The organism is Brenneria tiliae, from assembly GCF_023347575.1.
Lineage (GTDB): Bacteria > Pseudomonadota > Gammaproteobacteria > Enterobacterales > Enterobacteriaceae > Brenneria > Brenneria corticis.
Genome location: NZ_JAKPCB010000095.1, coordinates 190,435 through 205,324 on the forward strand (window position 1 = coordinate 190,435; position 14,890 = coordinate 205,324).

At 55.2% G+C, this 14,890-nt stretch carries 16 protein-coding genes and 1 other annotated feature; of the genes, 8 read left to right on the forward strand and 8 right to left on the reverse strand.

Annotated features, from left to right (window positions below; genetic code table 11):
- Window positions 1-6: 6 nt before the first annotated feature.
- From MFP24_RS09490 to MFP24_RS09520, 7 genes are all read right to left on the reverse strand, one after another.
- Window positions 7-297 carry a hypothetical protein gene (locus tag MFP24_RS09490; RefSeq protein ID WP_249230040.1) on the reverse strand — a complete coding sequence of 97 codons (291 nt, stop codon included), beginning with the start codon at window positions 295-297 and terminating at the stop codon, window positions 7-9.
- Window positions 298-330: 33 nt separating this feature from the next.
- Window positions 331-2,214 (reverse strand): molecular chaperone HtpG, encoded by a 1,884-nt coding sequence (htpG, locus tag MFP24_RS09495; RefSeq protein WP_249230039.1) that lies wholly within the window; start codon window positions 2,212-2,214, stop codon window positions 331-333.
- Between the two features lie 178 nt (window positions 2,215-2,392).
- Entirely contained in the window at window positions 2,393-2,998 is a 606-nt protein-coding gene (recR, locus tag MFP24_RS09500; protein ID WP_249230038.1) for a recombination mediator RecR, read from the reverse strand.
- Entirely contained in the window at window positions 2,998-3,327 is a 330-nt protein-coding gene (locus tag MFP24_RS09505; protein ID WP_009113988.1) for a YbaB/EbfC family nucleoid-associated protein, read from the reverse strand. The genes recR and MFP24_RS09505 overlap by 1 nt, the downstream gene beginning before the upstream one ends.
- A 40-nt stretch (window positions 3,328-3,367) precedes the next feature.
- Window positions 3,368-5,380, reverse strand: coding sequence for a DNA polymerase III subunit gamma/tau (dnaX, locus tag MFP24_RS09510; protein WP_249230037.1), 2,013 nt, complete (start codon window positions 5,378-5,380; stop codon window positions 3,368-3,370).
- Window positions 3,974-4,038, reverse strand: a sequence feature (DnaX frameshifting element). It overlaps the preceding gene by 65 nt.
- Window positions 5,381-5,454: 74 nt before the next feature.
- Window positions 5,455-6,006: an adenine phosphoribosyltransferase gene (apt, locus tag MFP24_RS09515; protein ID WP_249230148.1), complete on the reverse strand. Its 552-nt coding sequence runs from the start codon at window positions 6,004-6,006 to the stop codon at window positions 5,455-5,457.
- Between the two features lie 176 nt (window positions 6,007-6,182).
- Complete coding sequence (locus MFP24_RS09520; RefSeq protein ID WP_249230147.1) at window positions 6,183-6,560, reverse strand: DUF454 family protein; 378 nt, start codon at window positions 6,558-6,560, stop codon at window positions 6,183-6,185.
- 195 nt (window positions 6,561-6,755) lie between these two features.
- Here MFP24_RS09520 and priC point away from each other — a divergent pair, with 195 nt between their 5' ends.
- Window positions 6,756-7,292: a primosomal replication protein PriC gene (priC, locus tag MFP24_RS09525; protein ID WP_249230036.1), complete on the forward strand. Its 537-nt coding sequence runs from the start codon at window positions 6,756-6,758 to the stop codon at window positions 7,290-7,292.
- A gap of 58 nt (window positions 7,293-7,350) precedes the next feature.
- Complete coding sequence (gene rsmS, locus MFP24_RS09530; RefSeq protein WP_249230035.1) at window positions 7,351-7,515, forward strand: pleiotropic regulatory protein RsmS; 165 nt, start codon at window positions 7,351-7,353, stop codon at window positions 7,513-7,515.
- A gap of 20 nt (window positions 7,516-7,535) precedes the next feature.
- Here rsmS and acrR read toward each other — a convergent pair whose 3' ends face one another.
- A complete protein-coding gene (gene acrR, locus MFP24_RS09535) occupies window positions 7,536-8,210 on the reverse strand; it encodes a multidrug efflux transporter transcriptional repressor AcrR (RefSeq protein WP_249230034.1) in 675 nt (224 codons plus the stop codon).
- A gap of 142 nt (window positions 8,211-8,352) precedes the next feature.
- Here acrR and MFP24_RS09540 point away from each other — a divergent pair, with 142 nt between their 5' ends.
- From MFP24_RS09540 to MFP24_RS09565, 6 genes are all read left to right on the forward strand, one after another.
- A complete protein-coding gene (locus tag MFP24_RS09540; RefSeq protein WP_249230033.1) occupies window positions 8,353-9,543 on the forward strand; it encodes an efflux RND transporter periplasmic adaptor subunit in 1,191 nt (396 codons plus the stop codon).
- Window positions 9,544-9,560: 17 nt separating this feature from the next.
- Window positions 9,561-12,710: an efflux RND transporter permease subunit gene (locus tag MFP24_RS09545; protein WP_249230032.1), complete on the forward strand. Its 3,150-nt coding sequence runs from the start codon at window positions 9,561-9,563 to the stop codon at window positions 12,708-12,710.
- Between the two features lie 180 nt (window positions 12,711-12,890).
- Entirely contained in the window at window positions 12,891-13,139 is a 249-nt protein-coding gene (locus MFP24_RS09550; RefSeq protein WP_249230031.1) for a type B 50S ribosomal protein L31, read from the forward strand.
- An 18-nt stretch (window positions 13,140-13,157) separates the two neighbouring features.
- A complete protein-coding gene (gene ykgO, locus MFP24_RS09555) occupies window positions 13,158-13,301 on the forward strand; it encodes a type B 50S ribosomal protein L36 (protein WP_249230030.1) in 144 nt (47 codons plus the stop codon).
- Between the two features lie 836 nt (window positions 13,302-14,137).
- Window positions 14,138-14,506: an Hha toxicity modulator TomB gene (gene tomB / locus MFP24_RS09560; RefSeq protein ID WP_136165253.1), complete on the forward strand. Its 369-nt coding sequence runs from the start codon at window positions 14,138-14,140 to the stop codon at window positions 14,504-14,506.
- Between the two features lie 56 nt (window positions 14,507-14,562).
- Window positions 14,563-14,766: an HHA domain-containing protein gene (locus tag MFP24_RS09565; protein WP_009114000.1), complete on the forward strand. Its 204-nt coding sequence runs from the start codon at window positions 14,563-14,565 to the stop codon at window positions 14,764-14,766.
- Window positions 14,767-14,890: the final 124 nt, after the last annotated feature.

Genomic DNA, 14,890 nt, shown 5'->3' on the forward strand with positions numbered 1-14,890 from the left:
CGTTTTTCAACGTCGCTTGCGATGGCCTGAAAGGTGGCGGGCAGGACGCCCGCCATAAAAAAAGAAAATACCGGGATCCATTAAATAGTAGGCCTGACGGCGGGTTAGTGACTGGTTGAGAGGATAAAGAGTCATCAAAGTGTGATTTAAATCAGGTAAGTCTGGCGAATGCGGCAGATATTTTTCGATGGCGCATGGATTTATGCGGGGACGGTCGATTTTTTTATCTTTGCGAGAGCAATATTTATCTTTGTGAAATATGTTTTTTACCGCAGGATCAAAAACCCCCGAATGCATCGGGGGTTTGTGCGGCAGAGACTCAGAGCAGCATCAGGCGCTCAGTAACTGATTCATCCGGCGGATAAACTGGTTAGGATCGTCCAGCGTACCGCGCTCAGCCAGCAAAGCCTGATCCAGCAGCAGTTCAACCCACTCGGCGAACTGCGCGTCGTCGCTCACGTCGGAGGCGCGTCTGACCAGCGCATGATCCGGGTTGAGTTCAAAAATATACTTCACTTCCGGCGCCTGCTGCCCGGCGGCGGCGAACAGCTTCGCCATCTGGGTGCTCATTTCGTTGGCGTCGGTGGTGACGATCGCCGGCGTATCCGTCAAACGGTGGGTCAGACGAACCTCTTTCACCCGATCGCCCAGCAGCGTTTTTACGCGCTCAACGAAAGGCTCCAGCGCTTTTTCCGCTTCTTTCTGCGCGTCGGTTTCTTCATCCGCCAGTTTGTCCAGCGCCTCATCCGCTTTGCTGACGGACTGGAATTGCTTACCGTCGAACTCCGTCAGGTAGCTCATCATCCATTCGTCGATGCGATCGGAGAGCAGCAGCACCTCAATGCCTTTCTTGCGGAACAGCTCCAGATGCGGGCTGCTCTTCGCCGCGGCATAGCTGTCCGCGGTAATGTAGTAAATCTTCTCCTGCCCTTCCACCATGCGGCCGACGTACTCTTCCAGCGAGACGGTCTGCGCCGAGCTATCCGAATGGGTGGTGGCGAAGCGCAGCAGCTTGGCGATGGCTTCCCGGTTGCCGCCATCTTCCGCCGGTCCCTCTTTCAGCACCAGGCCGAACTGCTGCCAGAATGTCTGATATTTTTCCTTATCGTCCTGCGCCAGTTTTTCCAGCATCTGCAACACGCGCTTGGTCAGCGCATTGCGCAGATTCTGGGTAACGCGGCTGTCTTGCAGAATTTCGCGGGAAACGTTGAGCGGCAGGTCATTGGAATCAATCAGGCCGCGCACGAAGCGCAGGTAGTTGGGCATAAACTGTTCCGCGTCATCCATGATAAACACGCGCTGCACATAAAGTTTCAGGCCGTGCTTATGGTCGCGGTTCCACATGTCCCACGGCGCCTGGGCGGGAATGTACAGCAGGCTGGTATATTCCTGTTTCCCCTCCACCCGGTTGTGGCTCCAGATCAGCGGGTCGGTAAAATCATGGGCGATATGCTTATAGAATTCGGTATATTCTTCATCGCTGATTTCGGATTTGCTGCGCGTCCACAGCGCCTGGGCTTTGTTGATTTTTTCCCAGCTTACGGTGGCTTCGCCGCCTTCCTCTTCACTTTCATGGCGCGTTTCGATTTCTACCGGCAGCGCGATATGATCGGAGTATTTGCTGATGATGGAACGCACGCGCCAGTCATCGAGGAACTCATCTTCGCCCTCGCGCAGGTGCAGGGTAATTTCGGTGCCGCGATCTTCTTTGGTGATATCGGCAATGGTGTAATCCCCTTCACCGGCGGATTCCCAGAACACGCCTCGATCGGCGGCGGCGCCCGCGGCGCGAGTGCGCACGGTCACTTTATCGGCGACGATAAAGGCGGAGTAGAACCCCACCCCGAACTGACCGATCAGCTGGCTGTCTTTTACCTGATCGGAGCCCAGCGACTCCAGAAATGACTTGGTGCCGGATTTGGCGATGGTGCCGAGATTGTCGATCACCTCGTCGCGGCTCATCCCGATGCCGTTGTCGGAAATCGTCAGCGTGCGTTTTTCCTTATCGGTGGAAACGCGCACGCGCAGCTCGCCGTCCCCTTCGTATAATTCAGGCGAGGAGAGCGCGCGAAAACGTAGTTTATCTGCCGCATCGGAGGCATTGGAGATCAGTTCACGCAGAAAGATTTCTTTGTTGGAATAGAGTGAATGGATCATCAAGTGCAGCAGTTGCTTTACTTCAGACTGGAATCCGCGGGTTTCTTGGCCTTTCATACTCATTATTGCTTACCTCAATCCTAATATTATTCAGGCTGATTACATTGGCGATGAGCATAAAGTGGGGATACATGGCGATGATTTCAAGGGGCGATAAAAGACGGAACGGAGAAAAATCGCCAGGAAAGGAAGCAATGAAAGGGCCGTCGGGCAGAAAGCCCAACAGCCGGAAGCATTAGAATCTGAAAGGCTGACGCCCGGCCAGCGAATGAGACAATGTGGTGCCGTCCACCATTTCCAGTTCGCCGCCGACTGGTACGCCGTGCGCGATGCGGCTGGCCATCACGCCGTACTGCGAGCACAGTTCGGCAATATAGTTGGCCGTCGCGTCGCCCTCCACCGTCGGGTTGGTGGCCAGAATCACTTCGCTGACGGATTCGCTTTGCAGCCGCTCTTCCAGCCGCCCCAGCCCGATATCATCCGGGCCGATGCCGTCCAGCGGCGACAGATGCCCCATCAGCACGAAGTAACGCCCGGCAAACTGCCCGGTCTGCTCGACGGCGTGGATATCCGCCGGGCTTTCCACCACGCAGATTTGACCGTTTTGCTGGCGCCTGGGGTTCGAGCAGATCGAACACACATCCTGTTCGGTAAAGGTGCGGCAATCCGCGCAGTGACCGATTTCAGACATCGCGCGGGTCAGCGCCTGCGCCAGACGCATTCCCCCGCTGCGATCGCGCTGCAACAGCTGAAACGCCATACGCTGGGCGGACTTCGGCCCGACGCCCGGTAAACAGCGCAGCGCCTCCATCAGCGATTCAAGAAGCGGACTGGTTTGCATCAGAACGGCATCTTAAAGCCCGGCGGCAACTGCATGCCGCTGGAAACCGACGCCATTTTTTCCTTCTGCGTTTCGGCAACGCGACGGGCGGCGTCGTTGAACGCCGCGGCGATCAGGTCCTCCAGCATCTCTTTGTCGTCTTCCATCAGGCTGGGATCGATCTCCACCCGGCGGCAGTTATGCGCGCCGTTGATGGTGATTTTGACCAGCCCCGCGCCCGATTCGCCGGTGACTTCCAGATTTGCAATCTCTTCCTGCATCTGCTGCATTTTTTCCTGCATCTGCTGGGCCTGCTTCATCAGGTTGCCAATTCCACCTTTACCAAACATAGTTTTCTCTCTATCACGTCGGGCTGCGCACACGCAGCGGTTAAACAGGGCGGATACTCTCTTCGTCCAGTTCCGCATCAAAGAAACGCCGCAGCGTTTGAATCGTATTATCAGCCATAATCGACTGGCGCGCCTGCGCCAGCTTTTCTTCATAAATTGCCTGGCGCCACTCCAGCGGCGTCAGCACCGCCGGGTTGTCGTCTTCGATCACCGACAGCTCGATGGGGTGGCCATAGTGCGCCGTCAAGGCTTCCGTCAGGGTTTGCTGCGCCGCCGGCGAGTTGAGATGGCGCTGGGAAGAGCGCAGATGCAACTGTACTTTACCGGCCTGCGGGCACTCCCTGAACGCGTTTAACGCCAGCTGTTGCACCAGTTTCGGCAACGGCAGGCGATTGATTTCCGCCGCCCACTCATCGCGCTCCATCGCCTCTTGCGCCAGGCGCGCCGCCAGTTCGGGCGTTTTTTCATGCTCCAGCGCCGAACGCAGCGCCTTCGGCGTGGCGACATCGGTTTTGACGTGCTCCACCTTGTTCTGCGCCCGCCAGCGATAGGCTTCCGGTTTCTTCGCCGCGGCCGATGCGCCGTCTGCGGCGCTTTTGCGCTGCATGCTGCGCTCCGTCACCGAGGCTAAACGCTCAAGTGCCGAATTCGCCGGCCGCGTTTTATTTAACGCCGCCGGCTCAGTTTTTTTTGGCGGGGTCGCCCCCTGCTTGCGCAACAGTTGGCTGCGCGCCTGCAACAGCTGCGACGTGGCGTCGGAAAGCCCGTCATCGACCGGCGGTGGCGGCTCAGGCGATTCAGCGGCGGGCGGCGAGGATGCATCCGCCGCGCCGGCCGGGTGAGACGGCGCGGCCGCGCTTTCCTGCCGCCCGGCGGTTAACGCCGGGTTAGCCGCCGGCGTGGGTTTCAGCGCCGGCGCGGACTGCGGCGGCGCATCGGCCGACGCCGTCCGCGTGTCAATAATTTGCTGGGGATGAAAGGCCAGCGCGCGCAGCAGCGTCATTTCCACGCCCATACGGCGATCCGGCGCATAAGAGAGCTCTTTGCGGCCAATCAGCAATGTCTGGTAGTAGAGCTGTACGTCCGCCGGCGGCAGGGCGCGGGCCAGATCCCGCAGGCGGGCTTCAACCGCCGCATAATCATTGCTCAGCGCGGCCGGCAGCAGTTGAACCATCGCAATGCGATGCAATAGCGTCAGGGTTTCAACCAGCAGCGACTCCCAGTCGACGCCGCGCGCCGCCGCCTGATCGAGCAAAGACATCACGCGCACGCCGTCGGCCTGCACCAGCGCTTCAATGATCGCCAGCGGTTGCTCGTCGTCCAGGGTTCCCAGCATCTGGCTGACCGAGGCCGTCGTCACCTGCCCCTGCCCCATGGCGATAGCCTGATCGGCGAGGCTGAGCGCATCGCGCAGGCTGCCGTCGGCGGCGCGGGCCAGCAATTGCAGCGCCCTTGGCTCGCTCGCCAGATTTTCGGCCTGCAACACCTTCTCCAGGTGCGCCCGGATTTGCTCGACATCCAGCGCCTTGAGGTGAAACTGCAAGCAGCGCGACAGGATCGTCACCGGCAGCTTTTGCGGATCGGTGGTCGCCAGCAGGAATTTTACGTGCGGCGGCGGCTCTTCCAGCGTTTTCAGCAGCGCATTAAAACTGTGGCGCGACAGCATATGCACTTCATCGATCAGGTATACCTTGAAACGCCCGCGCGCCGGGGCGTACTGCACGTTGTCCAGCAGGTCGCGGGTATCCTCGACCTTGGTGCGGGAAGCGGCATCGATTTCGATCAAATCGACAAAGCGGCCCTGCTCGATTTCACGGCAATTGTCACACTGGCCGCAGGGCGTCGCCGTTACGCCGTTTTCACAGTTGAGTCCTTTCGCCAGCAGGCGGGCGATGGTGGTTTTGCCGACGCCGCGCGTGCCGGAAAATAGGTAGGCGTGATGAATTCTGCCTAAAGAAAGGCCATTGGCTAAGGCGGTCAGGACATGCTCCTGACCGACGACATCAGCAAAGGTTTGAGGACGCCACTTACGGGCAAGAACCTGATAGCTCATCAATACCGCAACAGTCGAGTTATTGAGGAGGCCATGCTAACACAGCCGCGCGGTTATCGGCGAGACCGTTGTGATTAATGACCGGGGAAGTCGACCAGGCTATAGCAGGTCACGCCCAGCGCTTCCAGGCGCTGCGCGCCGCCCAGATCGAACAGATTGATAACAAACGCGGCGTCGGTTACCGTGCCGCCCAGACGACGGATCAGTTTTATCGTCGCCTCTACCGTTCCGCCCGTCGCCAGCAGATCGTCGATAACCAGGACGTTATCCTTGGCGTTAATCGCATCCGCATGAATTTCCAGGCTATCCGAGCCATATTCCAGTTCATAGCTTTCGCTGATGATCGGACGCGGCAATTTGCCCGGTTTACGCACCGGAACAAATCCGACGCCCAACGCCAACGCAACCGGCGCGCCAAACAGAAAGCCGCGCGCCTCAGTGCCCACCACCTTGGTGATCCCGGTATTGCGATAGCGCTGCGCCAGCATATCGATACTGGCGGCATACGCCGTCGGATCTTCCAGCAGGCTGGTCACGTCACGGAACAGTATGCCCGGCTTCGGATAATCGGGAATGCTTTTGATGCTGCTTTTAATCAATTCTTGCTGTTGCGCCGTTGCGGTCATCATCTCTGTGCCTGATAAAACGTTCTGCTCATACCAATGCCGGCCGCTCCCCGCCCATCCTTCCATCAACATCAGAAGGTAATGGCGGTTTTCGAAACAGGAAAAGTGGCGGTCCGCGCACGAAAACGCTCAAATCTAGTCAAACTGGCCGATAAATGCAACACGTCCCCACGATCTCAGCGTATTTTTTTATGACCGTCCACCACCGGCAGACGAAGCATAAACGTCAGCAAAATCGCCAGGACCACCAATAACAAGACTCTAACCCAGTTGATTTTAACCAGCCAGAGGGAGAGCGCAAAGGTCAATAAAATAACCATAACCGCTTTCCATTTCGCTCCGGGCGGCAATGCCCGGTATCGCTGCCAGTGGCGCAAATATCCCCCGAACCAGGAGCGGTACAGCAGCCAGTGATGGAAACGCGGCGACGAACGGGCAAAACACCAGGCGGCCAACAATAAAAAGGGCGTGGTCGGCAACACCGGCAATACGACGCCCAACGTTGCCAGAACGACGGCCACCCACCCTATGACAATCAGCACCGCGCGATACATATTCACCTTTTGTCCGTCCGCTGTTAATGGGTAAATAAAGCGCAACCCGGCCAACCACACTTTATCATCAACATTGGCCGAGTGTTAATGGCGGTGCGGAAATCAGCATATCCCGGCGAATAAGTTGTGTCGGACGTTATTCCCGGGCAAGCTAGGCTATCGGCTTAGGCAAGCCAATAATAGGTAGGGAACCGAGTGAATACCCACAAACTGCTGCTGGTGCTTGAACGACAAATCGACACGCTGGCGAAAGCGATCGCGCCGCTGGCGGATAAGCCGGTGTCGCAATCACGCTTCGATCGTCAGCTGTTCAGCAGCTATGGCACAAGGCTGAAAGATTATTTCCACGAGGTTGAGCAGAATCTGCAATCCATCAGGCAGTTGGTCGCCGAGCAACGTTCCGATCGGGTGGCGTTTATGGCCGACAAACTGGTGAGGCAAATCACGGCGCTGCAACGCGAACTGGCGACGCAGTCTTTACGACGTCAGGAGCGGGCGACGGCAACGCCAGAGCAGGATCTTTACCATAAGCTGGCCGAACACCAGGACTATGAGCGGCGCCTGCTGTCGATGATCCATGACCGGGAAAGCCTGCTGAACGCTGAAACGCGGCCGGGCGAGCAGCAACGCCTGCAAAAAGAGCTGGCGGCGCTGGAAGGACGGCTGGCCCGATGCCGCCAGGCCCTGTCACGCCTGGAGCGAGTAATTGAACGCCGGGAGCAGGGATTGTAAATTCCGGCGGGTTCTTTTTATTCTCTGCTATATCTATAAGCCTGAAGGGGAGAGCGACATGTCACTGGAAAATGCGGCTCCGGAAGTCAAGCTGGCGGTCGATCTGATTATGCTGCTGGAGGATAACCACATCGCCCCGCAGGTGGCGCTCGCCGCCCTGGAAATCGTGCGCAAAGATTTTCAGCAAAAAGCGCAGCGGGAAAGAGGCGACGCGGTCGAATAGTGCCCGTTCGGCATGGAGAATCAGCCCTCTTCTTTTCTTACCGAATGGGCTTCCGTCGGCGCGGACTGACGAAACGACGCGCTGAAGCGCAGCATATCGATAAAGGAGTCAACCAGCACCGGGGCGTCCCGCGCAAGATCGAAGCTTTCCGGCATAAACAGCCAGTTTTCCATCAGGCCGGAAAAATAAGCGCGCAGCGCGACGGCGGCCCGATGGGGCTGAATATCCTCGGGCAGCAAGCCCATGCGGATACAGCGTATTAAATGGCTTTCAATATCGGAGTAGCAGCCGAAATAAAGCTCCTTGCGGGCGTTGAAAGAGGGTAGCATTTCACCGACGAACTCACATTTATGAAATACAATCTCCATCATCAATCGCCACTGGTTGTCATTTACCGTTAAACGAAGCATATAAATCAACAGCTCACGCATCACATGGAGTGGATTATCAGGAAATTTTGTTTGATACTCTAATTCGAACTGACCGAGCTTCAACTCGGCCTGAATCCATATTTCGTCAAACAGCTCGGCTTTATTTTTAAAATGCCAGTAAATAGCACCGCGGGTTACCCCGGAGGCAGCGGCAATGTCAGCCAGCGATGTTGCGGACACGCCGTGCTCTGAGAACGCTCTCAACGCTGCATCCAGTATCTGTTGTCGGGTTTCCTGAGCCTGCTGTTTGGTTTTTCGTGCCATATCGTTGTATTTGAAACAAAGGATGATTTACATACATTCGAGTATGTATGTAACATAGCATCAACATAAGATTATCGCAGCAATGGGTTTTAAAACGCGTGATCCATTGGTCAATTTCAAATCGGATACTTGAGGTTTATCTATGAACAAAAACAGAGGGCTAACGCCTCTGGCGGCAGTTCTGATGCTTTCTGGCGGCTTAATTCTCGCGGGATGTGATAATAGTGAACAACAGGCAGGGGCGCAACAACAGCCCCCCGAAGTCGGCATCGTAACGCTGAAAGCGCAACCTCTCAATGTGACGACCGATTTACCAGGCCGCACCAACGCCTATCGTATCGCGGAAGTCCGCCCTCAGGTCGGCGGTATTATTCTTAAGCGCAACTTTACCGAGGGCAGCGACGTCCAGGCCGGTTCATCGCTGTATCAAATCGATCCGGCTCCTTATCAGGCCGATCACAATAGCGCCAAAGGATCACTGGCCCAGGCTAAGGCAAGCGCCGAAATCGCCCGCCTGACGGTTAACCGCTATAAACCGCTGCTGGGAACCAATTACATCAGCAAACAGGATTACGATCAGGCCGTCGCCACCTTGCGTCAGGCCGACGCCAGCGTTCAGGCCGCCCAGGCCGCGGTGGATAACGCGCTAATCAATCTTGCCTACACCAAAGTCAATACGCCGATATCCGGCCGGGTGGGGAAATCAACGGTGACGGAAGGCGCTCTGGTTTCCACCGGCCAGACCACCGCGTTAACCACCGTGCAGCAACTCGATCCGATTTACGTCGATGTAACCCAATCAAGCAATGACTTTCTACGTCTGAAAAAAGAACTGGAAGACGGCACGCTGAAACAAAGCGAAGGCAAAGCCAACGTGCGCCTGCTGCTGGATAACGGTTCTGAATATGCGCAGCCCGGGACGTTGGAATTTTCCGATGTCACCGTGGATGAAACCACCGGCTCTATCACCCTGAGGGCGATTTTCCCTAACCCGCAACACGATCTTTTACCCGGCATGTTTGTCCGCGCTCGCCTGGATTCCGGCGTGAAAGACGACGCATTGCTGGCTCCGCAGATGGGCATTACCCGTAATGCGCGCGGCGAGGCAACCGCCATGGTCATCGGTGAAGGTGATAAGGTTGAGATTCGCAACGTGACCACATCAAAGGCCGTGGGTAATAAATGGCTGGTCACCGACGGTTTGAAAGCGGGCGATCGTATCATTGTGACCGGTTTGCAAAAGATTCAACCCGGCATTCAGGTAACGGGAAAAGAAGTCGCTCAAGATAACGAACAGCCGCAGCAGTCTCAGGCTGAACCCGCGAAGTCTTAACAGGAGCCGGTAATTCAATGGCTAATTTTTTTATAGATCGACCCATTTTTGCATGGGTAATCGCCATCGTGGTGATGTTGGCCGGGGCGTTGGCGATTGTGAATTTGCCCGTAGCCCAATACCCGACAATCGCTCCCCCTGCGATTGAAATTACAGCAACCTATCCGGGGGCGGACGCCTCAACGCTGCAAGACTCGGTAACGCAGGTTATCGAACAGAATATGAACGGCATCGATAACCTGATGTATATGGCTTCCAGCAGCGACTCATCAGGTACGGTTCAGATTACGCTGACCTTTGAAGCGGGAACCGACCCTGATATCGCGCAGGTGCAGGTGCAGAACAAACTCCAGTTGGCAATGCCGTTACTGCCGCAGGAAGTTCAGCAGCAGGGCGTCAACGTTCAGAAATCCAGCAGCAGCTTCCTGCTGATCGCCGCCTTCATCAGCGAAGACGGCAAAATGACCCAGCAGGACATTGCCGACTATGCGGCCGCCAACGTGCTGGACCCCATCAGCCGTACCAACGGCGTCGGTGATGCCCAACTGTTCGGCGCCCAGTACGCCATGCGTATCTGGCTGGATCCGAACAAGCTGAACAACTATCAACTGACCACCGGTGACGTCACCTCGGCCATTACCGTACAAAACAACCAGATTGCCGCCGGTCAGCTGGGCGGTTCGCCGCCGGTCGCCGGCCAGCAGCTGAATGCGTCGATCATTGCGCAAACGCGGCTGAAATCGCCGGAAGAGTTCGCCAATATTTTACTGAAGGTGAATTCGGACGGCTCGCAGGTACGCCTGAAAGACGTGGCGCGCGTTGAGCTTGGCGGTGAAAGCTACGACCTGATTGCGCGTTACAACGGCCAGCCGGCCGCCGGTATCGGGATTAAACTGGCGACCGGCGCCAACGCGCTGAATACCGCGACGGCGGTAAAGGAGGAGTTCTCTCGTCTGCAGGAATTCTTCCCGAGCGGACTGAACGTGGTTTACCCCTATGACACCACGCCTTTCGTTAAAATCTCCATTAACGAAGTGGTGAAAACGCTGGTGGAAGCCATCGTGCTGGTGTTCCTGGTGATGTACCTGTTCCTGCAAAACTTCCGCGCCACCCTGATCCCAACCATCGCGGTCCCTGTCGTACTGTTGGGGACGTTCGCCATCCTCTCGGCGTTTGGCTACTCCATCAACACGCTGACCATGTTTGCGATGGTCCTGGCGATCGGGCTACTGGTGGATGACGCCATCGTGGTGGTGGAAAACGTCGAGCGTGTGATGGTGGAGGAAGGTCTGCCGCCCAGGGAGGCCACCAGGAAATCGATGGGGCAGATACAGGGCGCGCTGGTCGGTATCGCGCTGGTCCTGTCGGCGGTGTTTGTGCCGATGGCGTTCACCGGCGGTTCAACCGGCGCCATCTACCGCCAGTTCTCCATCACCATTGTTTCCGCGATGGCGCTGTCGGTGCTGGTGGCATTGATTTTAACGCCGGCGCTGTGCGCCACGCTGTTAAAACCGGTCGCCAAAGGCGATCACGGCGCTAAAACAGGCTTCTTCGGCTGGTTTAACAACCTGTTCGAGAAAAGTACGCTCCACTATACCGACAGCATCGGCAATATTCTGCGCAGCACCGGCCGCTATCTGTTGCTCTATCTGCTGATTGTCGTCGGCCTGGCCCTGCTGTTTATGCGTCTGCCCAGCTCCTTCCTGCCGGAAGAAGATCAGGGCGTGCTGCTCAACATCGTGCAATTACCGGCCGGGGGTACGCAGGAAAATACCCAGAAAGTGCTGGATAAGATAACCAAGCACTATCTGGAAAATGAGAAAGACACGGTTCAATCGGTGTTTGCCGTCAATGGCTTCGGTTTCGCCGGACGCGGTCAGAACGCCGGTCTGGCGTTTGTCAGCCTGAAAGAGTGGGACGAGCGTAGCGGCTCGGAGAATAAGGTGGCCGCCATCGCAGCCCGAGCCAACGCCGCTTTCAGCCAGATCAAGGAAAGTATCGTTATCGCCACCAACATCCCGGCGATTGTCGAACTGGGTACGGCGACAGGCTTTGACTTCCAGCTGATCGACCAGGCCAACCTGGGGCATGAAAAACTCACCGAGGCGCGTAACCAACTGTTGGGTATGGCCGCGCAGCGCTCGGATACGCTGGTGCAGGTACGCCCTAACGGCATGGAAGATACCCCGCAGTTCCGGCTTACTGTCGATCAGGAAAAAGCGCAGGCGCTGGGCGTAGCCCTGTCGGATGTCAACGCCACGCTGGCGACGGCATTGGGCGGTACCTATGTGAATGACTTTACCGACCGCGGCCGGGTGAAGAAAGTTTACGTACAGGGCGACGCGCCGTTCCGTATGCTGCCGGACGATATCAAAAACTGGTATGTGCGCGGCAGCAACGGTCAGATGGTGCCCTTCTCCTCGTTCTCGACAAGCCACTGGGAATACGGCTCGCCGCGTCTGGAACGCTATAACGGCCAGCCGTCCATGCAGATTCAGGGGGCGGCCGCGCCGGGTAAAAGTACCGGTGAAGCCATGGCGCTGATGGAAGAGTTCGTCACCAAGCTGCCGCAGGGGATTGGCTATGAATGGACCGGTATGTCCTATCAGGAACGGCTGTCCGGCAACCAGGCCCCGGCGCTCTACACCATCTCGCTGATTGTGGTGTTCCTGTGTCTGGCCGCCCTGTATGAAAGCTGGTCGATTCCCTTCTCGGTCATGCTGGTCGTACCGCTGGGGATTCTGGGCGCGGTGGTTGCCGCCTCCATGCGCGGGCTGGAAAACGACGTCTACTTCAAGGTGGGCATGCTGACAACCATTGGGCTATCGGCGAAGAACGCCATACTGATCGTCGAATTCGCCAAGGACCTGATGGAGAAAGAAGGCAAAGGCCTGATCGAGGCGACGCTGGATGCGGTGCGCATGCGTTTGCGCCCCATCCTGATGACCTCCCTGGCCTTTATCCTCGGGGTTGTGCCGCTGGTTATCAGCTCGGGCGCGGGTTCCGGCGCGCAGAACGCCGTTGGTACCGGCGTAATGGGCGGGATGATTACCGCAACCGTGCTGGCCATCTTCTTCGTTCCGGTATTCTTCGTGGTGGTGCGCCGCCGCTTCGGCAAGAAAAACGAAGATGTTGAGCACCCCAACCAGCATATAGAACATCACTAATCCGCTCTCTATTTGAAAAGGCCGCAACCGCGGCCTTTTTTTTACTCCCCTTCCCCCTATTGCATAGCTCGCGCGCAACCCACGCGCTGAACCAGCCCCGCTCCGATAAATATCATGGTTGATCTTCACAATAAAAAAGCGCAATATTAAGTTATGTTATAACATAACAATTGAGGCGATATGAAAACAGGCATTCATCCTGACTATCGGACCGTGGTGTTTCATGATACCAGCGCCGATACCTATTACAGGCTCGGTTCAACCATCAAAACCGAGCGCACCATCGAATTGGAAGGCGTGAGTTATCCCTACGTCACCATTGATGTTTCTTCTGCGTCCCATCCTTACTACACCGGGAAGCAGAAAGAGTATGCCAAAGAGGGCAGCACCGCCCGCTTTCAGCAGCGCTTCGGCCATTTCTTCAAGTAAACAAGCGAGGAGATTCAAATGCAGGTGCTTAGCTCGCTGCGCTCGGCGAAAAACCGCCATAAAGACTGCATCGTGGTACGCCGCCGCGGACGTATCTACGTAATATGTAAAACCAACCCGCGCTTTAACGCCGTACAGGGCAGGAAAAAGAAAAAACGCTAATCCATTTCCTGTAACAATTCACCACGGCTCTGTTATATCTGTCACAGAGCCTTTTAAAGCACAAAAATAAAACAATAAAAAACAATAGGATAATGAGAGAGATTATATGTTTTCTTATACCCGCGGATAACCGGCCATCCTCCTCAGGCCATCGAAATGCGATCTATCCACAACCCCGTTTAATAAACTAATATTACTCACCCACTATTCCTTAACCGAAAAGTTTTGTGATTTAATCATCACAAATAGCGCAAAAAACCTTCTCTAATGTCCGCGAATCTTGGCGGCTCTTTTGCTATAGTTATATACAGTGCGTCATGACCTGCGTCAGCGCGGCATACCATGAGCGTCACTTGTTTTCATTAAAACCAAAAGATATTCTGTGATATCGGGAGGTGCAAAAACCATTGCGGGCTAAATTGTGGTTGTCGAAATCCCAGACGTTGAAATATTGCTTGTATACCCTAAATAATTCGAGTTGCAGGAAGGCGGCAAGGGAAGGACAAATTCGTCGGGAACGAATTTGACCAGCCAACGGCTGGCCTCCGGTGAGAGACAGGATGTCTCTCATTTAATCCCGATGAGCTTACACAGCTAAGTGATTCGGGTGACTGACAAATCTGCCTGGAGCAGATTTGAACGCTGCTTGCAGCGGCCCCAACGGGGCGAGGCCCAGGGAGGGGCCGAGTAATGCAGCCAACGCACCTGCAGCTTGAAGTATGACGGGTATAGACACCATGATTGTAGAAGCATGGTCAAGACTATTCTCTTATGAGTTTTGTCAGTCTGCCTGTTTGTCAGGCGTTACTGAATAACGGCTTAACGGAGGGATTGATATGGATGAGTACACACCCAAACATTATGATATTGCCCAACTCAGATTCTTATGTGAAAATCTATGCGATGAAAGCGTTGCAACGTTAGGCGATAGTAGTCACGGCTGGGTCAATGATCCAACATCTGCGATCAACCTCCAGTTAAATGAACTTATCGAGCATATAGCTACATTTATTCTGACATTTAAAATAAAGTATCCTAATGAAAGCGAGCTTTCTCAGCAGGTTGAACAGTATTTAGATGATACCTACGTACTATTTAGCAACTACGGCATCAATGATGCCGAGCTGCGCGGATGGCAGAAATCTAAAAAAAGATTATTCGGAATGTTCTCAGAAGGGAACATCTGTACGCCTGCTAAAACTTAAGCAATAATTTATCTTATATTTATTAACCACCAGGTACTGTTCGCATAAAGGCCAACATGAAAAAAATCGATTATTTGATGCGTTTGCGTAAATGCACAACCATTGACACGCTGGAACGCGTTATAGAGAAAAACAAGTATGAGCTCTCTAACGATGAACTGGAGATGTTCTATTCCGCGGCAGATCATCGTCTGGCAGAACTGACGATGAACAAACTTTACGACAAAGTCCCTACCGCAGTGTGGAAATACGTCCGTTAATTTTTGACGCAAAGTACATCAGCCCAGATATAAAATACATTGCGCCGATAACATTATCGGCCTTTGTTTCTATTGTCTTTTTAACGCTTGAATAAAGCAGCATTTGTAACAAACTGTATTTCTG